This is a genomic window from Vibrio sp. Isolate32, from assembly GCF_022397955.1.
Lineage (GTDB): Bacteria > Pseudomonadota > Gammaproteobacteria > Enterobacterales > Vibrionaceae > Vibrio.
Genome location: NZ_JAKEUQ010000007.1, coordinates 37770 through 61095, shown reverse-complemented (window position 1 = coordinate 61095; position 23326 = coordinate 37770). Strand labels below are relative to the sequence as shown.

Genomic DNA, 23326 nt, shown 5'->3' with positions numbered 1-23326 from the left:
AATGTCACAACCAATTATGCAAGTAAAAAACCTCGTTAAAGAGTTCACCGTTGGTGGCGGATTTGGCAAAGAGGAGATATTTAGAGCCCTGCATGGCGTGAGTTTTGACTTATACGCAGGAAGAACGCTAGCACTCGTTGGCGAATCAGGCTGCGGAAAAAGTACCTGCGCGAGACTAATGACCAAGGTTTATCCACCGACAGAGGGCGAGATCCTGTTCAATGATAAAGATATCTCAACCCTCAACAGCCGCAAAAATATCTTGGACTACCGCAGCCGAGTACAAATGGTGTTCCAAGACCCATTTGGCTCGCTGAATCCGACACATACAATAGAACATCACTTAACACGCCCTCTTAAGATTCATAAACAAGTCGCTAACAAACAAGCGCTAACAGAGCGCCTGGAAGAGTTATTAACGCTGGTGGAGTTACCCATTGAAACACTGGCTAAGTACCCTCACGAGCTCAGTGGAGGCCAAAGACAAAGGGTTAACCTAGCAAGAGCACTGGCTGTTGGCGCTGAGGTTATTCTTGCCGACGAACCCACCTCCATGCTAGATGTTTCGATTCGACTTGGCGTACTTAACCTAATGCAAAGAATGAAGAAAGAACTCGGTATTGGCTTTTTGTACATAACCCATGATCTCGCTACCGCACATTACATCGCAGAAGAGACAGCAGTTATGTACAAAGGACAGATCGTCGAATGGGGATCCACTCAGTCGATCTTGACCAACCCTCAACACCCATACACCAAGCTATTGATCTCTGCGGTGCCAGATCCTGATCTGCCATTTGGCGAACTCGTTAAAAATGAACCAAACTATTCAATAGACGCGGATCGTATTCGAGAACAAAGCAGTGAAATACAGCATAACGTTAAGCAAGTTGCTGATAATCACTTTGTAAAACAATGGGATAATGTTGCATGAATGAACTAGACACTTGGTTAGAGCGGATCGGAGATTGGTACAAAGCCCGAAAGCATGATCAAGTGGAACGGTTAGAACCTTTGATCTTAACGCCTCCAGATGCACTCTGGGGGCCATTGATCACGGATGAACAAAGCAAAGGCATCGCATGTTGGTTAGATGGCTGCCTGAGAATCTTTACCTTCTATCGACAGCCAAACGAAAATGCACACCATCAAGAAAAGGCTTACCAATACCTAATGTTTGCTTACGGCAAGCTGCAAGCGGTGTCTTATGACCCCAAAGCGGAGCCAGACTTACAGGAGTGGTGTACTCAACGAGTTCAGCATCTGTGTGTGGTGGCTCTAGAGTTTGCCAATCAGCAGCAGGAGCCGCGCTGGCAAGCAGAATCAGAGAAGTTGATCGAGTCGCACGTCCGCTTCATGGCTAGCCATCCAAGAAACGATGATCAAGGTAATGTAAAACATCAGATTCACTAATCGCTACTCACCTGCTCCACAGTCGTCTCTAAAAAGCATCCATTCCTGCCAATGAGCCAGATCCATGAAAGTATGATCTAACCTTGATCATGCTTCGGAAGGAAACACATTAAACTATTGATTTTTAATTGCTAGTAGAATTTTAGACAAAAAAAAGCGAGTCCCTTATGGAACTCGCAAAAATCTATTCAGTATGATGTAACAAAATATGAGCCAATCTATTAATCATAAGAAAGGACAAAAGGTTGTCTATTCGGGATAAATAGTAATCAACCGAGTGCGCTACTTTGTCATCACTTTGTCAGCGTTAGGTGCGGTTCTTATCAACACCTAATGATGTTTCAAATTTCCATTCACAGGCTTAAAAACAGGCCCGGAATTAGTGGCCAATCGCCATTTCATCTAACGCTAAGAACACATTCTCGTCCAAATGCCCTTCGTGAACTTGCTTACACACTTTACGGCGAACCGCTAAGCCTGAGATAAGACGTTCAATCGAAAGGTGGCGGTTGCTGTTGCTATCGCGTCCGTTGTACAGCTCAATTAACTTACTTAACGTTTCGTAAGGAATAATCTCATCCCCTACTCTTAGCCAATCAAGCTTCTCAATGAGCTCTGAGCACTCTTCTTTGATTGAGGCGTGAGAATGCCCTGTCATAGCGGATAAAGCCGTTATGCTTCGTCCTAGAGCCTCTGCAGAGGTATATTTAGAGAGTGTTATCATGATCTCGTCTGCATTGATCTCAACAGAATGCTTACGCTGCTTAACACGACGCCCTAATTTACCTCTTGGTGATGGTGCCTTACGTTGGATTGGTTCGAACTCACCATCGATAATTTCAGACAGCTCTTCCAGCTTCTGCTTTGATACCATCTCGTTGCGGAGCGGGTTTGGCAGCGTTGGTGCCATATTACGTTTGCCGGCGTTGGTGGTACGGGCTCTCGAGTAACGCAACACTTCTTCCACGTTACATTTGATATCAACTTGATAGTCGGTAGTTTTTCCTTTCTCGATCAAAGCCGTGATCGTCAAATGGTAACCCCACAGGTTAACCAGGAAGGTATCTTCTTGATCCCCAGCTTCGCCTAGCTTTCTCAACTCACGGATCAGATCCATTGAGAATCGACGCCAATCGATGTTACGAGCCAACTTCTGATTAAGTTCGCTTAACAGCATGCAATCAGAATGACGACGTGCCATACGGCTTCTGAAGTAAGAATACATTTGGAAAACCAAGGTATGCTGTTTCAGGATCTCAGGCGGGAACAAGAAGAAATAATCACGTGTTAGCAGCTCTTCGTAGAACGATGGTTCCCAAACAAGGATGTATAGGTTCGGTTTAATGCGAATTTCGCCGTCAGAGCCCTCTGTAGGCGCCTCTTCCGATGCAGTAATGGTTCTAGCTAAGAATCGGAAACGATCACTCTTAAAGCCTTCAGGCATGTTCTCGCTAAGCCAACGACCAGTAAGCTCGTGCAATTGAAAATCCGTAAATTCGATACGGTCAATACTGTCACGGATTGAGTCACGTGCAGGTCCGCTGTCTTTTTTGCCTCGAAGCGACAAAATATCGGTGATGTAGAGAGGTGTTTTATTCGGTGTGTGCTTTGCATCAAGATGGTAATCATCTTGGTGGTGATCATGGTATTGAACGGTGAGTGTAAATAACGCGAATAGCGTCATGAGATCATCAACCGTCATGATATTTTTCGATGATCTTGTCTCAATCACTGCGCGAGTACCTGAGATAGAAACCATTGATTTTTGGTAACTCTTACGTGTTCGTGGTGGCGCCAACGCTTGATCAATAATCCCCGCCCAGTTTGTTGGAGACACAATGAACTGATCTGCTTCATCTTTCATTGTTGGAGGAGTATTTAGTCCGTGTTCATTCAGCAGGCGTTTGTTTACTTTGGTTTGAGCTAGGGCTTTAGAACGCTTTTGTTTTTCATTTTGTTTGACACTTTCCGTCACCAAGCTGGTGGCACCCAATACCGATATTAATTGGTTAGGGTTAACAAAACGATGCAGCATGGTCTTTCCTGCTAGGCCTTCTTCAAAGCGAACAGGGATTTGCTTGAAAAGACCGATATTTACAGCCGCTCTCAATCTTTGTTGCAAAGCAGCACGGGTAACTTGGCCATCGGTTGATTCAATAATCTCGGTCGTTGAAACGTACCCATCTTTGCTGCTAAATCCACGAAGTGAAATTAGGTTAAGAAGCTCAACTATACTTTTAGTGACACCTTTGAAGTGTTGATATTGTTCTATCCATTCAACGGCTGTTTCAGATACCTCAAATAAATGACCATCTTTGTGGCTTCGTGCCTTAATTAACAATTTCTCTTCTGGTTTCATTTTTGATCCGTATCACACTAACCGTAATTTCACTATAGTTCCTGAATGATAAAGAAAGAATGATCATAAATAAAGAGAATTTATTGGCTTTTAAATAACTGATCTTTTTGATTAATATGATCTTAAATGATTAAGTGATCTAATGATCTGGCTGTAATTTTGCTTTTAAGTTTCTGAATTTAAAGTGTTAAATAAAATGCGCTTGGAAAGCATGATCATAAGTTACTCGAAACTATGATCATAAAACAGAAGAAAGCATGATCACAGAGAGTCAGAACGATGATCATTAAGTCATTGTAAGCATGATCATTATTGATTCGAAAGCATGATCATTATGGTTATACAGCTTATCCACAGTCGATCTTTGTCTATTTTGTTTCGAAGTACTTATTTGCAGCCAATGTGGACATTTTTGACGTCCAATTTATCGGAACAATGATCAAGCAAGTCGTGATTTTCATTGTTCCTGCTCTCTTTCGTACAAAATCCATTCGATATTGATTTATCACAGGTCGTCTCTAGTTTTAAAAAAGCACCTAATCAAAGGTAGGAAGCATGATCATGAAATTGTCATGTTTCTGTATTCCCATCTTGTGTCGATTGAATTTCCTAGCAATGAGGCTCAATAAGCCTTGAATCCCCATTCCAAAAGCATTTGTCCGTAAGTTAGCTCCAAGAATATATGCTTCCGGGACGATATCTACTTGATCATTTTTCCGAAGGTTGATCATTTTGAACTGACATTCATTCGGATCAATATTGGCGACGATGAACCTTGATCATGCTTCATAATCTGAGTTTATCAATTATAGAATTCGTCATTTACACCATGATCATTCTTCCGGTGTGATTCGATATGTCCATTATCCAATGGTACCGATTACTTTGAAATGGTGCGGTATCGGATCGTTTTTCTTAAATCGAAGTTTCAATTTTCATGTATTGTTATTTTTTGCCTGATTTACCTGTAATTTAGAATGAAAACCACATATACCGTAATCTATGGTTGTATTTCAATCGTTCCGGCGTTTTTTCTTGATATTAGCATTTACATTGTAAATAAGTGACGATGTAACATTTTAAATCTAGTGGAAAATCAGGTTGGTTATGCTCTATGAAAATGGTCAAATTTGTATTCGTTTTAGATACTATTTCATCAAACTGTAAAAATTCAGTCTATTTTATGTGATTTTACTCATAAATGTATGTTCATGTTTTTGTTGTTTTTATAGATTATCGCTGTACAATTTGTACTTAGTTAATCATTACGGAAACTGGCAATGAAAAGAGAACAAACGATTGATAAGCTCTATCAGCTAGCCGAACAAACTCAACAAGTTCAGGCTGACCGAATTGAGATTATTTTGGAAGAGCGAAGTGATGAGCATTTTCCGCCTATGTCTAAGGCTATGATGGAGACCCGTTCTGGCTTAACTCGACGTAAATTGGATGAAGCTATCACTAAGCTTGAGGCGGAAGGTCATCAGTTTACGAAGAATAATGCCAACCACTACTCAATTTCATTGACCGAAGCTCACATGCTGATGGACGCGGCTGAAGTGCCAAAGTTTCACCAACGTAAACAGCATGCGGGTAATAAGCCATGGGTTATCAACGTACAGAACCAAAAGGGTGGTACGGGTAAATCAATGACAGCGGTTCATTTAGCGGCATGTTTATCTTTGAATCTTGATAAGCGTTACCGTATCTGTCTGATTGACTTAGATCCACAAGGCTCTCTGCGCTTATTCCTAAACCCACAAATTAGTGGTGCTGAGCACGATAGCATTTATTCTGCTGTTGATATCATGTTGGACAACGTGCCAGAAGGCCAAGAAGTTGACCAAGAATTTCTGCGTAAAAATGTATTGTTGCCAACACAATATCCAAACCTAAAAACTATTTCAGCTTTCCCAGAAGATGCAATGTTCAACGCTGAAGCGTGGCAAAGCCTTTCTCAAGATCAGTCTTTAGATATTGTGCGTCTTTTAAAAGAAAAGCTTATCGATAAAATCGCGGATGATTTTGACGTGATTATGATTGATACCGGCCCGCATGTAGACCCGCTTGTATGGAACGCAATGTACGCGTCTAACGCACTGTTGATTCCATGTGCGGCGAAGCGTTTGGACTGGGCTTCAACGGTTAACTTTTTCCAACACTTACCAACCGTGTACGAAATGTTCTCGGACGATTGGAAAGGGCTTGAGTTTGTTCGCCTGATGCCAACCATGTTTGAAGATGATAACAAGAAACAGGTATCTGTACTGACTGAAATGAATTACCTGTTGAATGACCAAGTAATGATGGCAACCATTCCAAGAAGCCGTGCATTCGAGACTTGTGCAGATACTTACAGCACGGTTTTTGACCTTACTGTGAGTGATTTTGAAGGCGGTAAGAAGACTCTGGCCGTCGCTCAAGACGCGGTACAAAAAAGTGCTCTAGAATTAGAGCGAGTATTACATAGCAACTGGCCTTCACTTAATCAGGGATAACAAGAATGGCAATTAAAACATCTGACTTAAATGCAAAGCTATTTGGTAAGGCAAACAAACGTCGTGTTGCTACGCCTCAAGAAGCGCAAACTGCTGCTAAAGAACAGGCTCAAGTGATCGAGCTTTCTGTTGCTGGCGAAGATTTAGTTTCATTTGAATTGGTTCGAATTCCTGCTTCTGAGGTAGCAACTCGCACCGTTGTTTTTGAAGAGAATGCTCGTGAGCAATCTTTCCTAAACGAACATGCTCTTTCTGATGTTCTTACAACATTGAAAGAACGCGGCCAGCAATACCCGGCAGTAGGTCGTAAAAACAAAGACGGTAAGATTGAAGTTCTTGATGGTAGCCGTCGTCGTATGTCCTGTATTTTGGCTGACAAAGAGTTCCTAATCTATGTTGCTGAAAACATTAACGGTGAACACGCTAAGTTCTTATCTGATGTAGCCAATGCTCATAAACCACTTTCTCTGTACGAGAAGGGTAAAGAGATGCAAGCCAAGCTTGATAAAGGCGAAGCTGAAGACCAAAAAGCGTTAGCAAAAATGTTCCAGTGCAGCGAAGCGCTAGTGAGTGGTGCGTTGAAAGCCGCAGCTTTACCACTTGAACTACTTCAAGCGTACCCAAATGTGAGCGACCTTGGTCGTCCAACGATTGTTAAACTGCATAAACAATTCAGTGGCCTGACTGAAGACCAGCAGCAAACATTGCTCACTAAATGTGATGCGTCTGAAGGTTTTGTATGGCAGCGCAGTGAAGCACAAGGTGTGACTCGTCTAACTAAAGATGTAACGGAAACGCTAGAAGGTTGGATTCTTGAATTGGCTCCTGCACCAGCGAAAAAGGCATCACAAAAAATTGAACTGATCAAAGGCCGGGCATCATACAGCCGTAAGGGTTCAAACCTAGCGTTAAATCTTAAGAAAGTTGATGATGCAACGATGCAAGAAATCCTAGCATTCGTTCAATCAAAAATCGACTAAGTCGATTGCTTTCCAAAACTTCTCTAAAGCCGCTTTATGCGGCTTTTTATTTGGCTGTGATAAACTGTGTTTAGATGAATCTGGACACAAATTATGACAAGCCTAACCAACACATTTCTGCATACACTTTCTGATATCGCCCAACATAATGATCACCGTTACGGCGTGGTGTTTAATGGCGACGCGACATGGCAAAACTCCGCTATCTCTGGTTACCTCAAAGAGAACAAAACACAAACTGTTTTCCAAATTGGTGGGACTCCATTTGATGGCGTCATACATGCGCCTGTAAAGAAAGCTCAGCAGCTTCTCGGTCGCGAATGCCAAGTGCTTGTTTGTGATTTTAGAGAGCAGTTTGATGCGAATGGCTTTAGTGCAGCACTCGGCGCCTTGGTCGGTGGCGGACTGTTGTTGGTGTTACCGCCTGATATCGAAGATACTGAAGGTTTAGTGTTTGGCCAACGTTGGTTAAATATGTATTTCGAAAAGCTCATTTCAGTGTTTCAAGGTGATGGAGCGTCAGGGTTGGAGCGCAGATTCGAATCTCTCCCACAAAAGAGTAACGATCCAAAACATCTAGATCGATTTGAGCAGCAGAATGTCGCCATTGAGTTAGTCAAAAAAGTGGTGTCTGGTCATCGAAAGCGTCCTTTGATTTTAATTGCTGACAGAGGCCGTGGTAAAAGCTCGACGTTAGGTATTGCAGCAGCGCAGCTTTTGGCTGAACGTTCGAGCCTCAACATTGTTGTGACAGCTCCATCAGTTAAAGCCACTGAACCTGTTTTTGCACATGCGAATCAACGACTCAATGATTGCAAAGTCGTGAATGCCGCTCATATTCACTATCAAGGTGGCAGCCTTAGATTTGTTGCGCCAGACGAACTATTAAAATCAAAGCCCGAGTGTGATTTATTATTGGTTGATGAAGCGGCGGCGATTCCTATCCCAATGTTGAAATCTATGGTCGACAATTATCACCGTATGGTTTTTTCAACCACGGTGCACGGCTATGAAGGCAGTGGTCGAGGCTTTGGAATAAAGTTTGAGGCTTGGCTTACTAAACATCGTCCAGGTTGGAGGGGTTATAAGCTTGAACAACCTATTCGTTGGAAAAATCATGACCCGCTTGAAGCTTGGTTGTTTGATTGTTTCTTACTTGGTGCCGCCTCATCAAATGATGTAGCAGAGCGCGATGTTGAGCTGCTTGCTAGCGAGAAACTCAACTCACTAAGTTTGGTCGAGTTATCCAAGCGAGATTGTTTAACTAACCCGAGCATACTTCAACAATGTTTTTCGCTATTGGTTGATGCTCATTATCAAACATCCCCAAATGACTTGATGCAATTTCTCAACAACCCAGCGATTCAGTTGTACGCTGCTTGGCAGCAAGGAGAGTGTTTGGGTTGTATGTTGGTCACGCAAGAGGGCGGGTTAGACAGTGAATTGATTTCCCAGATTCAAATTGGAAAACGCAGACCACAAGGTCATCTGGCTCCGGTGTTGTTAGCTAATCAGCTTGGCGCAGTACAAGCGGCAACGAGCACCTGTACCAGAGTCATGCGTATTGCGGTTTCAACACGTCACCAAGGTCTTGGTATTGGCAGTTGGATGCTGGACGAGTTGTCACAGCATATTGAACAGGCCGACTACTTAGCGACAAGTTTTGGAGCGACTAGCGATTTGATTGCATTCTGGCGTAATAATGATTTTACACCAGTACATATTGGCCACCAGCGTGATCAGGCAAGTGGCTGTCACTCTGTGCTAATGGTTAAACCTCTTAATGCAAATTCAGAAAGTTGGATCAGCCAACTTGTGCACCATTTTGAGCGCAGCTTTTGTTTTGTCGTTTCTGGCTCTCTTGCATCTCTCGAAGTCGATATGGTGCGAGCACTTTTGCCAATTTATTCAGAATCGCTCTGCGAACTCGAAAGCCAGCTTATCAAGAACTATGTTGATGGAGGCAATAGTTACGACAGTATCGGCTACAGTGTGCTGAAGTTGGTACTCATTAGTAATGCACGCCAATCTCAGAAAGCGGCACTCGATTCTGAGAATGTTACTCACTCTTCCGTTTCTGATTTGTTGCTTGCCAAAGTTGTTCAACAGAAAGGGTGGGGGAGCTGTGTTGAACAGTTTAACTTTATTGGGCGTAAGCAAGTTGAGGCTCAATTTCGAAAAGATGTAGAAGCCTTATTGGTGAATTTACAGTGTAAATAGCGACAGTCAATTTCAAATGTGATTTACAGTGTAAATTAGAATGTTGAATTTACACTGTAAACTATTCATTAATCCCAAGCCTTCAGCCTCATTTCGATTCCACTATCTCAATTTTCTATTTAACTCAGACAACCCACCACATCACAGGACAGTGAAACTTAAAATTAAACCGTGTGAGAATTGAACCTTTTTTTGTAAAGGTGAGACAAATCATAAATGAGTACGTCTTATTTATGAGTCATCTTTGCAGTCACGAAAGTAAGTGATGTGACGCTGATTATTATAATGTGACGATTCTAAGCTCAGATTGATTTATATAGACTGAATAACAACTGAGTCATTAGGGATACTCAATTCGAATGTGGGATAACATCGTTACACTGTCGGAAGATAAGCAACAAGTGATGGCATGTCTGCCGTCAGGGTTTGTGGTTGATGCAAGCTTTGATAACAAGACACTGCCACCAGCCTTGGAAGCAATAGACGCATCAAGCTTTTTTCTTTTTGAAGAAGAAGTGCTGCGTTTTGTCACTCTTGCTAAAGAAGGCAAGGATGAAGCTTATGAAGGGATCTTGATTGCTGAAGTTCGTAATGCAAGTGTTGCGGTCGAATTGTCTGATGATGAGATGCTCGCAAGTCTTGTGGTTACGGGGCCATATAATGGACGCGCGCTGCGCGGAAGCGATATCATTCACTGTCTAGCTCAAGCCCATATAACAAAAGGAATTAATAAGTTAGCACTCAAAAAAGCATTGATGATGAGTAGTAAACTTGAACCCGGCGAAAATTTTACTCAGCCAGTTGCCAAGGGGACACAACCAGTAAATGGAAAAGACGCTAAGTTTGACGCTTTGGTTGAAGATATTACCCGCCAAGTCTTGAAGCCTCGCAGTAAAGACGAAGGCAAGATTGATATGCGAGACTTGGGTGAAACCATTACCGTCGGTCAAAATGATCAATTAATGAAGCGGACTCCCGCTACGAAAGGCATCGCTGGCTTTACCGTCCAAGGTCGAGTTATCCCTCCACTTCCTGGACAAGACAGTTTAATCAAGCCTGGCAAAGGCACCTTTATCTCCCCTGACGACCCTAACTTACTACTAGCCTCGTATCCTGGACTACCCATTGTTAAAGATCGAACCATTGAAGTGGATGACGCCTTATGTGTTAGCAACGTTGATGTATCAACTGGACACGTTAAATTTAAAGGTAATGTACTTGTCTCTGGCAACATTGAACCAGGAATGGTTGTGAAAGCTACGGGAAGCATTACGGTCGGTGGCTTCATTGAATCGGCTGAAGTTCAGGCGCAAGGTGATATCAAAGTCGCGAAAGGGATCATCGGACATACAACCAAAGAGGGAGAACCGAAAAGCTGTAAGGTATTTAGCAAAGGTTCTATCACGGCAAGCTATGCTCAAAACGCCGAGTTACAAACAGCGAGCGATATTCGCCTTGGCGTACACAGCATGAGTAATGAAATTCGCTGTGGTAACAACCTTATCGTGATGGACTCACTCAAGAAGCATGGCACACTCAGTGGCGGTGAAGCGAAAGTGGGTGGTAAGGTGGAGTGCGTTTTCTTGGGCGTTGAAGGGGATACTGCAACTAAGGTTCATGGTTTTGCACGCTATGATGGTTACCGACAGAAGATTGCTGAACTCAAGGACATCTATAGACATGCGCAAGAGCAAACTATGGATGTGATTCGCCTAGAGCTCGAATTTAAGAAACGACCAAAAGCTGAGAGAAGCGAAGAACAAGCGTTGAAAATTAAGCAGCAACGAGAAAAGAACAATCTAGCGATTGAAAATTTTAAGTCGCAGTTAGATACACTCGAAGCTGAGTTCGAAACTAACCTTGCCGAGTGCACCGTAGAGGTATACGAAAAGGTGTATACTCGAGTGACGATTCAGTTTGGTGATGAGACGGTCACGACTAAGCGAACTCATGGTGGAAGCGTATTTTCCTTCAATCAATACGAGATTCAATGTTCATTCAAGATGGAACAAGAAGGTATCTCATTATGAATTGAGGCAGGCTTGACCAAATTGCTGTTTTGACCGAAGAGTTGGCTCTATATAGGTTACGATAATCACCCCTGTCATTACTGAGATGAACAGATCAAGAAACATGAAATTAGTTCAAAAAAAATCCCTAAGCCACGGCTTAGGGATTTGTGTATAAGAGACAGGCTAATGCTCCCTCTTTGCTTTTTATTCTTCTGATTTACCGAGGTTATTTAAGTAACTTGAACGCTCTAGCTAGCAGCTCTTACTCGGCCTTGTTTAAGGTCTGAAAGAACTTGCGTTTTCGGACCATCGGCAATGATGCTGCCTTTCTCCATTACAATGATTCTGTCCACTACGTCTAACATAGAGGTTTTGTGAGTGATAAGGATCAGCGTCTCGCTTGGTAATAATTGGGAAAGCTGGTGCTTGATGTGCATTTCCGACCGGTTATCCATAGCACTGGTTGGTTCATCCATTAACAATACTGGCGGACGGCCTAGGAAGGCTCTAGCAATGGCAACCGACTGACGTTGACCACCAGACAGCAAAGCACCACCTTCACCTACTTGGCGTTCTAAACCTGCAGGATCTTGCTGAGTAAACGCGGTTACGCCCGCACGGTTCGCTGCATCCATCACGTCACGATCATCCACCAAAGGGTGACCTAAGGTGATGTTGTCTCTTACCGAGCCATAGAATAGGTTACTGTCTTGCGGCACACAGCCTATGTTGCGTCGTACGTCGACATGATGCAGTTGTTCCATGTCGGTTTCATCAATGCGTACGTGGCCTTCTGTGGGCTTGTATAGACCCATAATCAGACGTTCTAGTGTCGTTTTACCTGAACCAATTCGGCCAATAATAGCGACTTTTTCACCGGGTTCAATATTCAGGGTTAAGTCTCTAATGGAAGCGACCGGAGAGTTAGGGTAGTGGAATGTCACTTTGTCTAACGCGATATGACCTTTAATGATCGGACGGTGTATGTAGCGCTTACCTTCTTCTTGCTCATCTGGCATCGACATCACTTGTTCCATCAAAGTCATCGATGACTTCGCTTGGTTGTAACGTGTAGAAAGCAAAGACAGTTGAACAAGAGGGCCAATCGCACGGCCACTCAACATAGTTGCGGCAATCAAGCCGCCCATGGTAAGTTCACCTTCCGCTATGAGATGTACACCAAATATGATCATACCAACGTTAGTACTTTGCTGAACAAATCCTGCGGTGTTTTGGATGTTGTCGGTAATACGGCGACTTTTGATATTCCAATTTGCCATGTGCGCGACAGCTTCTTCCCATCGGAATTGGAATTGGCTTTGTGCACTGAAGAGTTTTACGGTTTCTAGCCCAGCTAAACTTTCGATTAAGTTTGCGTACTTTTGAGATGCAAGACGAGAGCCCTCTTCAATAGCGCGACGCAGGGGGCCTTGGATTAACAGTGCATAGATGATCAAGATTACAACACCAACGACGGGAACAAACACAAGGTTTCCGGCCATTAGCCAAATTAACGCCAAGAACATCAGCGCGAATGGTAAGTCGATTAAAGAGCCGATGGTTGCAGAGGCAAAGAACTCGCGGATTGATTCAAACTGTTGCAGGTTTTTAGCAAAAGCGCCGACAGAAGCGGGCTTCGCCTCCATACGAATGCCCAATACTTTACTGAATAGCTTGGATGAAATCAGAATATCGGATTTCTTACCGGCAACGTCAATGAAGTAGCTGCGCATTAACTTTAAAAGCAGGTCAAATAGGAAGACCACAAAGATACCACTTGCCAGCACCCATAAGGTTTCAAAGGCGAGGTTAGGGACTACTTTGTCGTAAACTAAGCGAGTAAACATGGGCGCGGCAATAGCAAATATATTGATCAGAATGGATGCAATCAATACATCTCGGTAGATGTTTTTCGACTCCCAAAGAGTGCTCCAAAACCAGTGACCTTTGCGTGTTTTTAGAACCTCTGGTGAACGTTCATCATAACGGAATTGCTTTTTCACCAAGAAGTAACGGCCGATAAATTGTTTTTTCAACTCTTCGATAGGAATGATAATAGGCATCATTCCGCTTTCCGTTGTAATAACTTCCGCTTCTTTTTTTTCTAAATCGATACTGTTGAGAACACATGCCTCGCCCTGTTTGAGAAGCAGAATAGCAGGGAGAATAAGGTGAGGTATACTTTCTAGGTCGGAACGGTTTTCTTGAGCCACTAATCCCGCTCGCTCCGCAGAACGAGGAAATAGGAAAGGGGATAGCTTTCCATTTGGTAGTGGTAGCCCATTGACCAACGCTTCGGGCGAGTTAGCTAACCCGTAATAGCGGCTAACGTAGATCAGTGAGTTCAATAGTGGATCTTGCATGCGATATAACCTTACAACTATTTATCAACAATGAAGCCTTGGAACACTTCTACGTAGTTATCAGACAAAATCTCGAGTTGAGTCTGAGTTTCAATTCGTGACGCAATGGTTGTCACACCAAGATTATGAGCCGTTCTTGAAATTGATGTTAATGTGAATTTCTGTTTTTCGTCGTCAAGGTTGTGAGTAAACAAGTAATCTAGCTTCACATAGCTAGGGCGGTATTCGTTGATGTAATCCAATGACTGGAAGTTACGTCCGTAGTTATCGACACCAAACACTGCTTCAGCGTTGCGAATGGTATTACACAAGAGTGCCGTGTAGTGCGGAACGTTAATGAAACAGTTTTCTGGAATCTCAAAGTGCAACAAGTGCGCGATTGAGGCACTGTGTTCAAGAGTTTTACCGATCCAACGGATGAAGCTTGGCTGAGAAATACTGCTTGGTGAGATATTGATAGCGACAGGGCTCGTTACTTCTTTCGCATTAAGTTTCTCAATCATCTTCTCGATAACGTATTGGTCGAGGACGTGGCTCATTTCAAGTTGTTCTAGTGCGTAGAGGTATTGGTTAGCCCCGTAATGAACACCATCTTTTTCAATCGCAGAGAACACTTCTTGGTGATACGTTTTACCAAAGGCATTGTTTGCAGCCTGAAGACGAAAGGTAATTAGGTCGTTGATGATCGCTTCTTCAACCAACATACGCCATTGTTGTTTGCCCATCACTGCGCCATGATCGTCAGCGGTGACGTAGCCATAAGAAAGCTCTCGATTTGCCTTGGCACTTGAGAGTGCGTTATCAACCAAAGACATGATTTCAGTGCTGGTTTTACGCGTATTGCTGTATGTCACGCCTAGCGCGATGTGCGGATTCGCCGTACCTGTTGGGTCTGAACCTAGGTTTTGAATGCAGTTTACGATGTTGCCAGCGACAAGTTTCAGTTCACTTTCGTCAATGTTTGGCATAATGAAGCCAAATTCGTCACTAGAAATACGAGCGATGGTGATATCTGGCGATGAGATTGCCCCCTTTAGCTGTTCAGCCAATTGATGAACTAAGGCATCACCTTCTTGGTAGCCTTTTTCGTCGTACTCTTCACCAATAAATTCGGCTTTTAGTAAGGCTAAACCACCTAAGCTGGACTCTTCTAACCACTGAGTTAATTGAGACATGTAATAAGCGCGGTTGCCTAGCTGAGATACAGGGTCGATATACGCTCTTTTACGCAGCTTTTGAGCTTCTTTCGCTTGGTTTTTGAATGCCAGTTCAACTTGTGTCGACATGTGGTTGATGCCATCAACAACCAAGGTAAGATCTTTTGTCTTCGGACGAGCCAGTGGTTCACCAAACTGATTCTTAGCGATTTGATCCATCTTAGTAATGATCAACGAGAGCGGACGTAAGGCACGCTTGAGGAGCCAAGAGATAGACACTAAACCTAACAAAAAGATCGTGCCAAAGATGCTTAATAAGCGGATGAATGCTTGCCAAAGTTGGTCGTAGGCTGGGCCAGGATGGCTTACTATCTCTACCTCTGCCAGTTGCATCCAGCCACTGGTGATTACGCGGCGGTCATGAACTGGCTCAAACAATTTAAGATTGGTGAACCATTGTGGTACTCCAGTTGGTTTTACAGGGTATGAACGGAGAATGTCTTCACCGCTGTCGAGAAAGATCAATCGAACGACGGAGTAAGAACTACCATCAAACAGGGCGTTGATAACAGACTCCACTGCCACCTTGTCCTTTTCTTCTAGGTAAGGGGCGAGAGCCAGTCCAACAGTATTAATGGTATTACTTACCTCAGAGCGTTGCTGCTCCTCTAAGTATCCACGGGTGGTATTGAATTCGATCATAAAAACTGACGTCATCAGTAGTATGAACACCGCAATCATCCCGACCACAAGCTGTTTATATAAAGTCATTGTACCTACTCATCGTAATTGATAATGGGTTTGTTTAATTTTAGATTGCGTTCACGAGAACGTAGGTCGTTCCATAAGCTCAATCTTGAAGATTTCCCTGCCAGCTTACCGCTGCCAGCTGCCGATTTAATTAACCAAAGGTTTTTACCATTGAAACTGTAAATTGGTCGTAGGTCTGGTCGCTTAGAGCCACGTTTTATTTCAGGGTTTAGGTTATCCAAAATTAGTGGTTCTGCACTGGGTGTTGAGTAGTACGCCAACACCATATGAAATTGGTTTAACTCAAGTGCTTTTACGTACACCAATCGTAATTTCTTATCTAGGACGCCGAGTTCAAGTAAAGAGAAGTATTTTGCGATAGTGAAGTCTTCGCAATCACCCGCGTTACTTCCTAAAAACTCCAGTGGTGTCGCCCAGTAGTCATTCTTCCCCCACAGCATGTTGTCAGCGGCAAAGTACATTTGGTTGAAGAATCGGTTTACCGAATCCAGCTTCTCTTTTTCACTTAACCCTTCGTATAACGTCATATTTGAGCGCCATGTCGCCACTCGTTTTCCGGCTCTTTCTCCGTAGGTCACAGTGACCGTGTCTATCCACTTTTGGTCGATCTTGTTGAGCGCCACAGAGGTGAAAGAAGTCAGGAGCATCAGCAATAGTAAAATCCGAGAGTTCATAGCCTTTGTTCTTATCTATTTGCAGTGTCTTGCAAGACGTTACCCAACATCCAATATCCTTATTCTCTTAACGCGTTGCTTTGAGCGCTTAATATTGGCTTCAACATAAAGTCAAGCACGGTTCTCTTGCCGGTGATGATATCGACAGAGGCCGTCATACCTGGAATGATAGGCAGCTCTTCGTTATATCCAAAGCTGTATTTTTTGGTACGTATACGTACGATGTAGAAGCTGTTGCCTTCTTCATCTTGAGTAGTATCGGCACTGATGTGCTCTAACACACCCTCTAGACCACCATATTTGGTAAAGTCGTAGGCACTGAATTTAACAATGGCGGTCAATTCTGGACGCAGGAATGCAATATCTTGCGGGGCGATTTTTGCTTCGACTAATAGTGAGTCTTCAGTCGGCACAATCTCAACGATGTTCATACCCGGTTGGATAACGCCACCGACAGTATTGATACCAAGTGTTTTGACTGTACCTGTTACAGGAGAGACCACTACAGTGCGGTTTACTCTGTCTTCTAGGCCAACTGCAGATTCGGTCAGTGCAGAGAGTTTATCTTGTGCTTGGTTGAGCTTTTCTTGTTGTTCCGAGCGGAAGTTGAGAGCCGCATCGATACGGCTGAGTATGGCTTCTTTGATTGCTGAGCGTAGTAGAGGGATTTTAAGCTCGCTTGAGGTCATTTCTCGGCGAGTGTCGTTGACTTGTCGTTGTAGCTTAAGCAACTCAATTCTTGGTACTACGCCTTCATCGGCAAGCGGCTTCGTGATGTCTAGTTCTTGGCGAGCGAATTGGTAACTCTGTTTTAGGTTTCGCACACGCGCTTTTATTTCAACAAGATCTTGTTGTTTCTGTTCAACTTGTTGATCAAAAACGGAAAGTTGGTTTTTAAGGTTGTTTAAATCTTGGCGGTATTCTGCTTTTTGGCGATTAACTAGGTCTGGCTGAACCTCGTAAAACTTAGGTGGGAAAGCGAGTTTTCCATAATCAAGAGTGACACTTTTCTTCCACTCTTTTTCGTTAAAGTCCTCGTTGATTACTACGCTGGTTAACGATGCGGAAAGCATCAATACGTTGGCGGTTAAGTTGGCAACTTGCTGTTCACGCTCACGGAAGTCAGAGCGGAATCGTGTGTCATCGATTAAAAGTAGTTGCTGGCCTTTTTGAACTTGTTGTCCTTCTTTTACTAAGATCTCTTTAACTAAGCCACCTTCAAGGTTTTGCACGATTTGGATTTGAGAGGAAGGGATCACTTTGCCTTGGCCAACGGTAACTTTGTCGATCTCTGCCCAAGCAGACCAGCCAACAGCAGCAATAAAAAACAGAACGATCACCCACAACATAATACGCGCACTGGTCGGCGTATTGAGGAGCAGTGCCGCTGTTTTATCATCGACATACTCAAGCTCGGTCTCGTTCAATTTGCTGAAATTTTTCTGACTCATAACAGTCCTTGTTCGCTAAATAAAAGTGCAAGCCTATTGAGTGTATTCCTACTTTTGATAAATGTTAAGAAATTGCTCCTTTAAATATTTGAATTTATATACATATTTTAATTCTTATCTGGTTTTGAAATCTGTTTTGTCGAGTTGGTGCTTTCTTAGCTTGTCATAGAGGGTTTTTCTTGATATTTGAAGCTCTTGTTGTACATCTTTTAAGCGCCCCTGATGGCGATGCAGTGCTTCAACCAAAAGGATTTGTTCAAAGCTGTCGGTTCGTTGGCTTAATGACAGCTGCTGTTCTTCAACGCCGGTAGTAAGCGAGCGGTTATCAGTTTGCTCTTGTTTATCATTTGATTCCACCTCATCACTGTCGAGGACTGGCTGCTTCACTTGAGTGAGCGCTCGTAATTCAGCATGTTGACGAAGCTGGCGAATATTTTCGCCCCAGTGAGTGGCTATCAAGCGTTGAATCTCTTTCTCTGTGATCACTGGCGGTGGCAACTGGTAACGACTTGCTGCACCTCTAGCAAAGTGTTTGAACAAAGAGCCAATATCCTCTGTTCGTTGCGCCAAAGGCAGTAAGTCAAATCGGCGCAGTTCACTTGTAATTGTAGTCGGTACTACTGCAGTTGCGATAATGATACAAGTTGCACTTGTCTTACATGAGTTTTCTCGAAGTAGAGTCGGTTTTAAAGCCGTCAACCACTGCCATTGCTCTGAAGTTAATGCTTCTGTTTCATGGATATAGAGTGTTCCGCCTTGATGTTTGTGAAAGAGCTGTAGGACAAACTGATGAAATGTCGTTTCGTCATTGCGTGGCAAATTAAACGCAGCAACCGGACAAAGTTCAGCGGTGGGATGGCTGTGTAAATCGTGAGTGTACTGCGCGGTGATTCGTTTACCTGTTCCTATGTCGCCAACAAACAGTAACAGCGGGTTCTGTTTGCAATCTAAGGTGATCAATTCGCGGCGCAACGCCTGTATTGATTGAGATTGACCAATCAGCTTTGGGCCAACTTGATTTTGCATCGCGAGCTCTTTTCTGAGTAGATTGTTCTCTTCAACTAAAGCGAGCTTATCGGCTGCTTTTTTTACTGCCGTTAATAGCGCATCAACAACAAACGGCTTCTCAAGAAAATCATAAGCGCCGGACTTCATGGCAGAAACGGCGGTTTGCACGTCACCGTGACCAGTGAGAACAATGATTTGAAAATTCGGATTTTGACTCAACAGCTTTTGCGTAAATTGAATGCCATCCATCACTGGCATGTGAATATCGGTGATCACAATGCCTGCTTGCGTGATGTTAATCTGCTTGAGAGCCTCGATGGCATTCGGAAAGCAGACAATATCGATACCTTCAATGAGCATGGCTTGTTCTACCGAGTCGCGAATTGCGGGTTCATCATCGACAAAGTAGAGTTTAGGCATAGAGTGCAAGTGTTGAGTCCTTAATGTTGAAGAAAGCTTTTAATAACAGTCTGTTAGCCTTTATTTTGGTACAGTGGAATATTCAGAGAGAATACCATGCCTGAAGGCTCGAGCTGGGTTGCGCTGATCGTGCCGTGATAGGCTTCAATGATTCGCTTCGATATCGAAAGTCCGAGCCCTAACCCTTCGGGCTTAGTGGTAAAAAATGGGTCGAACAAATGTTCAAGTTTGTCGCTGGCGATACCAATTCCGTTATCCCAAATGATCAGTTGACAGGCATCATCATTAAGCTGCCACTCTACGCCAATTTGAGGAATGGTCAGTTGATTCCCTTCTTGAGTTTCTAAGTCGTTTTGAAGCCCTACTTGTTGCGCGGCTTGCTGCGAAAGCGCTTGTGTTGCATTGTGCATCAGGTTAACCAACACTTGCTCAAGCTCGGTTGGGTGAATCGCGATATTAATGTCATCTGGCACGGTACTTAACCTAAGGGTAATACCTTGTTTGATCATCAGTGCGCTGAGAATGCTGGTGGCGTTGTTGATCGCTTGATGCAGATTCGCCACGTGATGTTCTTGCTTGGTTACCTTGCGTGTAAATACCTTAAGGCGAGCAATGATCTCGGTAATTGAAGTGTTTAGCGCGATCATTTTATCCAGATTACTTTTTACTAAGTCTGAACGTCCCATCTCAAGCAGTTTGACGCTGTTTTCGCTGTAGGTTCTAAGTGCAGCAAGTGGTTGATTAATCTCGTGGTTAATACTGGCTGACAGCTCACCCAGTACGGCTAACTTAGCGGTTTGCGTGAGCTCTTGCTCTGTCTGTTTTAACTTCAATTGAGACTCTTGATATTGAAAGAGTGTCTGTTGAAGTTGTTGATTGGATTGCTTCAGATACTGAGTTCGCTTATCTACGGTTTGCTCTAAGTTCTGATTGAGCTCAGTCAGTGCCACTTTCGCGAGGTAGGTTTGGCGCCACGACCAAGCAATGAGCACGACCAAGCTGTAAATCACGATGAAGATAACGTCGAGCTGCAGCACCTTGAGTAGTTCGGATCTTGTGTCCTTGATAGCAACGACTTGGTACTGGTTGTCACTGGTAACGGCAGGGTATAGGTTAAAAGTCCCAAGTTTAAATAACTGGTTTTCAGTAAGCACTTTGCTTGCATCGGTTGTTTGGTTCGTAGAGTTAAACGCATCAATGATCGAAATTTTGTTTTGACCGTATTGGCGTTGCGCTGCGATATCTTGTTGCTGTTGATCCGTTAATGGGAGTAATGAGTGATAAAGCCAAGGTGCCTGACTAGAGAGAAACACCACTTGGTTGGAATCAAGCACCACAATCTCAAAGTCGTCGCTAGTTAGAATATTTTCTAGGTTTTCTAAGCTTACTTTCACCGTGATGACGCCTACGATGTCATCGTCGATATAAAGTGGTGAAGATAAGAAATAGCCTCGTACATCAGAGCGAGCGCCGAGTGCGACATATTGGGTTTTATGGCCTTTTATTGCGGACGCAAAGTAGGGGCGAAACGCGAAGTTTTCGCCAACGAAAGTTCGAGGTTTTCGATAGTTACTTGAGGCAACCACGGTGCCGCTCGGATCGTGGATGTAGATGGTATCGGCTTGGCTTTGCCCCGACCATTCGAATAACAAGGTGTTGAGTTCAGCTGTGGAGATTTTGTCGGTCTTTAGTGATTTATCAAAGTAGGACAGCAGGCGTGGATCGTGGCTGAGCAAGTCGGGAATTTGTTTGAACTTATCTAATTCAGAATCGATCTGTAGGTTGGCTTTGTTCGCCGCTTCGTTGAGTTGTTGTGTGACAACTTGCTCTTGGTATTGACCTGCCAAAAAGTGAGTTGCGGTTAGCCCTGCCGCTCCCAATATCAATGAGAAAAATACAAAAGGCGTGATCAGGTTAGACAGTTTTTTAGACACGAGAAACTCAAGTTACAATCAGTTTACATATAGACTATCAATATGATGGTTGGCGTACCGAGATCTCGTTAACACAGAGCACCTTCAATGAGACAAAACCAAGGCTTAGACTTGTGTTTCAAAGGATTACGGCGCAGAATCACAAAAAAATTAAAAGGAGCAACCAAATGGAACTGACAGACATTCGTCGTGAATACGCTCAGGGTGGATTGAGACGTAAAGACTTAGCCGCAGACCCAATTGACCAATTTAACCTTTGGTTAGAGCAAGCGATTGAAGCTAAGTTGACGGATCCGACGGCAATGACAGTGGCGACGGTTGATGAAAATGGACAACCATTCCAGCGCATTGTTTTGCTAAAGAATGTTGATAAAGATGGTTTCGTTTTCTACACCAACCTAGGTAGCCGTAAAGCGCAGCAACTTGAGCACAACAGCAAGATCAGTTTGCATTTCCCTTGGCATCCTTTAGAGCGACAAGTTCATGTTGCTGGTACGGCTGAAAAGCTGACGGCGATGGAAAACATGAAGTACTTCTCGTCTCGTCCAAAAGAGAGCCAATTGGCAGCTATTGCAAGTAAACAAAGTAGTCGTATCTCTGCTCGTGGCATCTTAGAAGGCAAGTATCTAGAGCTTAAACAGAAGTTTGCAAAAGGTGAGATCCCAGTGCCTTCTTTCTGGGGTGGTTTCCGAGTGCGCGTCGATAGCATTGAATTTTGGCAAGGTGGTGAGCACCGCTTGCATGATCGCTTCTTGTTCTCACGTCAAGACAACAACTGGGACATTGATCGTCTAGCGCCATAGTTTGAGTCTGCCGGACTAAGCAGCAAAGAGAGTAAAATTAAGAAGATACCGTTGATTTTGTGTTCATCCACATCAACGGTATTTTTTTGTCTATATTTTCAACTTTCTGGGCGTTGTGAGTCGTTAATCAGTCGCTGTGTAGAACCACAGAGATCTGTTTCTTGAGTAAGGTTTCAGGAATCACAGAGCCTAACCCTGAATCCAATGCATACTCGATTAACTGGCTCTTACTGCGTGCATCAAACTTTTGCTTGAGCCTTGCGACATGCCCTTCGACCGTCTTGATTGAGATGTTTAACGTCAATGCAATGTATTGAGGTTTCTTACCGAACAGCAGCAAAAATAGGACCTCTGATTCACGTGAGGTCAGCTTCTTTTGCAGTTTAGACACACGCGGTGTTGAGCCTGCGATCGATGCCTGATTGTCTTTGGCGCAAGTTGCCTGACACACCCAATGACCTACTTCTAAAATCGCCGTATCAGTCAGCTCTTGCCCATAGAAGATGGTGCCTTGTACGTTGTCGTTGTCATCAAGCCAAGGCGTTTTGGTGAAGATATGGGCGTGCCAGCGTCCATCGGGGTAGGGGTGAATATCAAGGATCTTGAGTGTCGAACGCGTTTCCATTACATGCTGATCTTGAGCCCTAAAGTCTTGCGCGCATTCGATGGTTTGGCTCGGCATATCGAAATCTGTCAATCCAGTACAACTCTCACCCGGTTTTAAGCCGATCAACTGGTTGTAAGCGAGGTTTGCGTATACGAAAACAGAGTCAGTATCTTTACAGCCCCAGCAGCCTGGAAGTTGTTCGAACAAAGAACGATGTATGGGGTTTAGTGATTCTGGCAAGGTTTTATCTCGTAGATGGCGATGTTGCAATGATATCAGTTTACTATTGCACTGCAATGGCAATTACAGGTTGGAATACGTGTAGAAAAGATGGGGTGAGTTTTCGTTAATCAGAGTGTTGAATAACTGCATGATTTACGAGTAATAGATAGGCGAACCGCGTGAACGATAGGCAAAAAAAAAGCCAGCCTGAAGAGGGGCTGGCCAAAGACAAGATATGCCTTGTCGACATGTAGAAGATTTTCAGCTTAGTTTACGAGGGTCAGGCAAATTAAGCTGAGGCATCAGTTAGATACCCAGAGTGACTTACTACTCTATCGACGAATCTACTCCTAGGCGTGCTCATGCATAAGGGGGGAATTCCCCTATAAACACAATTCAATGCGATAAATGAGAGCCTAGAGTAAATATTTTAA

At 43.6% G+C, this 23326-nt stretch carries 15 protein-coding genes; 7 read left to right on the top strand and 8 right to left on the bottom strand.

Annotated elements, in window-relative coordinates:
* Nucleotide 1: 1 nt before the first annotated feature.
* Both L1D11_RS07245 and L1D11_RS07240 read left to right on the top strand, forming a co-directional pair.
* Nucleotides 2–934: an ATP-binding cassette domain-containing protein gene (locus tag L1D11_RS07245; protein ID WP_239832184.1), complete on the top strand. Its 933-nt coding sequence runs from the start codon at nt 2–4 to the stop codon at nt 932–934.
* Nucleotides 931–1413 (top strand): transcriptional regulator, encoded by a 483-nt coding sequence (locus L1D11_RS07240; protein WP_239832183.1) that lies wholly within the window; start codon nt 931–933, stop codon nt 1411–1413. The genes L1D11_RS07245 and L1D11_RS07240 overlap by 4 nt, the downstream gene beginning before the upstream one ends.
* A 379-nt stretch (nt 1414–1792) precedes the next feature.
* On the opposite strand, the gene L1D11_RS07235 is transcribed toward L1D11_RS07240, so the two are convergent.
* The gene (locus tag L1D11_RS07235; RefSeq protein ID WP_239832182.1) at nt 1793–3772 is read right to left on the bottom strand and encodes a replication initiator protein RctB domain-containing protein; all 1980 of its coding nucleotides are present in this window, start codon (nt 3770–3772) and stop codon (nt 1793–1795) included.
* Nucleotides 3773–5052: 1280 nt separating this feature from the next.
* On the opposite strand from L1D11_RS07235, the gene L1D11_RS07230 reads away from it, so the two are divergent.
* From L1D11_RS07230 to L1D11_RS07215, 4 genes are all read left to right on the top strand, one after another.
* On the top strand, nt 5053–6270 hold the full coding sequence (locus tag L1D11_RS07230) for a ParA family protein (RefSeq protein ID WP_239832181.1): 1218 nt from the start codon (nt 5053–5055) through the stop codon (nt 6268–6270).
* Nucleotides 6271–6275: 5 nt separating this feature from the next.
* Nucleotides 6276–7250: a ParB/RepB/Spo0J family partition protein gene (locus L1D11_RS07225; protein ID WP_239832180.1), complete on the top strand. Its 975-nt coding sequence runs from the start codon at nt 6276–6278 to the stop codon at nt 7248–7250.
* 93 nt (nt 7251–7343) lie between these two features.
* A complete protein-coding gene (locus L1D11_RS07220; RefSeq protein WP_239832179.1) occupies nt 7344–9470 on the top strand; it encodes a GNAT family N-acetyltransferase in 2127 nt (708 codons plus the stop codon).
* Nucleotides 9471–9829: 359 nt separating this feature from the next.
* The gene (locus L1D11_RS07215; RefSeq protein ID WP_239832178.1) at nt 9830–11500 is read left to right on the top strand and encodes a FapA family protein; all 1671 of its coding nucleotides are present in this window, start codon (nt 9830–9832) and stop codon (nt 11498–11500) included.
* Nucleotides 11501–11730: 230 nt separating this feature from the next.
* On the opposite strand, the gene L1D11_RS07210 is transcribed toward L1D11_RS07215, so the two are convergent.
* The 6 genes from L1D11_RS07210 to L1D11_RS07185 form a co-directional block, all read right to left on the bottom strand.
* The gene (locus L1D11_RS07210) at nt 11731–13845 is read right to left on the bottom strand and encodes a type I secretion system permease/ATPase (RefSeq protein WP_239832177.1); all 2115 of its coding nucleotides are present in this window, start codon (nt 13843–13845) and stop codon (nt 11731–11733) included.
* A 17-nt stretch (nt 13846–13862) separates the two neighbouring features.
* On the bottom strand, nt 13863–15773 hold the full coding sequence (locus L1D11_RS07205; RefSeq protein WP_239832176.1) for a LapD/MoxY N-terminal periplasmic domain-containing protein: 1911 nt from the start codon (nt 15771–15773) through the stop codon (nt 13863–13865).
* A gap of 5 nt (nt 15774–15778) precedes the next feature.
* Nucleotides 15779–16447, bottom strand: coding sequence for a transglutaminase-like cysteine peptidase (locus L1D11_RS07200; RefSeq protein ID WP_239832175.1), 669 nt, complete (start codon nt 16445–16447; stop codon nt 15779–15781).
* A 59-nt stretch (nt 16448–16506) separates the two neighbouring features.
* Complete coding sequence (locus tag L1D11_RS07195; protein ID WP_239832174.1) at nt 16507–17898, bottom strand: HlyD family type I secretion periplasmic adaptor subunit; 1392 nt, start codon at nt 17896–17898, stop codon at nt 16507–16509.
* Nucleotides 17899–18012: 114 nt separating this feature from the next.
* Entirely contained in the window at nt 18013–19326 is a 1314-nt protein-coding gene (locus tag L1D11_RS07190; protein ID WP_239832216.1) for a response regulator, read from the bottom strand.
* Between the two features lie 53 nt (nt 19327–19379).
* Nucleotides 19380–21260 (bottom strand): ATP-binding protein, encoded by a 1881-nt coding sequence (locus tag L1D11_RS07185; RefSeq protein ID WP_239832173.1) that lies wholly within the window; start codon nt 21258–21260, stop codon nt 19380–19382.
* Nucleotides 21261–21427: 167 nt separating this feature from the next.
* On the opposite strand from L1D11_RS07185, the gene pdxH reads away from it, so the two are divergent.
* Nucleotides 21428–22063, top strand: a complete 636-nt coding sequence (pdxH, locus tag L1D11_RS07180) for a pyridoxamine 5'-phosphate oxidase (RefSeq protein WP_239832172.1) — start codon at nt 21428–21430, stop codon at nt 22061–22063.
* A 127-nt stretch (nt 22064–22190) separates the two neighbouring features.
* Here the strand turns inward: pdxH and L1D11_RS07175 are convergent, their stop codons facing one another.
* Nucleotides 22191–22940, bottom strand: a complete 750-nt coding sequence (locus L1D11_RS07175) for a helix-turn-helix transcriptional regulator (protein WP_239832171.1) — start codon at nt 22938–22940, stop codon at nt 22191–22193.
* Nucleotides 22941–23326 lie beyond the last annotated feature (386 nt).

Coding starts and splice junctions, on each gene's coding strand:
- L1D11_RS07220 (WP_239832179.1), top strand. CDS start 7,344: ATGACAAGCCTAACCAACACATTTCTGCATACACTTTCTGATATCGCC.
- L1D11_RS07225 (WP_239832180.1), top strand. CDS start 6,276: ATGGCAATTAAAACATCTGACTTAAATGCAAAGCTATTTGGTAAGGCA.
- L1D11_RS07190 (WP_239832216.1), bottom strand. CDS start 19,326: ATGCCTAAACTCTACTTTGTCGATGATGAACCCGCAATTCGCGACTCG.
- L1D11_RS07235 (WP_239832182.1), bottom strand. CDS start 3,772: ATGAAACCAGAAGAGAAATTGTTAATTAAGGCACGAAGCCACAAAGAT.
- L1D11_RS07200 (WP_239832175.1), bottom strand. CDS start 16,447: ATGAACTCTCGGATTTTACTATTGCTGATGCTCCTGACTTCTTTCACC.
- L1D11_RS07210 (WP_239832177.1), bottom strand. CDS start 13,845: ATGCAAGATCCACTATTGAACTCACTGATCTACGTTAGCCGCTATTAC.
- L1D11_RS07240 (WP_239832183.1), top strand. CDS start 931: ATGAATGAACTAGACACTTGGTTAGAGCGGATCGGAGATTGGTACAAA.
- pdxH (WP_239832172.1), top strand. CDS start 21,428: ATGGAACTGACAGACATTCGTCGTGAATACGCTCAGGGTGGATTGAGA.
- L1D11_RS07230 (WP_239832181.1), top strand. CDS start 5,053: ATGAAAAGAGAACAAACGATTGATAAGCTCTATCAGCTAGCCGAACAA.
- L1D11_RS07195 (WP_239832174.1), bottom strand. CDS start 17,898: ATGAGTCAGAAAAATTTCAGCAAATTGAACGAGACCGAGCTTGAGTAT.
- L1D11_RS07215 (WP_239832178.1), top strand. CDS start 9,830: ATGTGGGATAACATCGTTACACTGTCGGAAGATAAGCAACAAGTGATG.
- L1D11_RS07245 (WP_239832184.1), top strand. CDS start 2: ATGTCACAACCAATTATGCAAGTAAAAAACCTCGTTAAAGAGTTCACC.
- L1D11_RS07205 (WP_239832176.1), bottom strand. CDS start 15,773: ATGACTTTATATAAACAGCTTGTGGTCGGGATGATTGCGGTGTTCATA.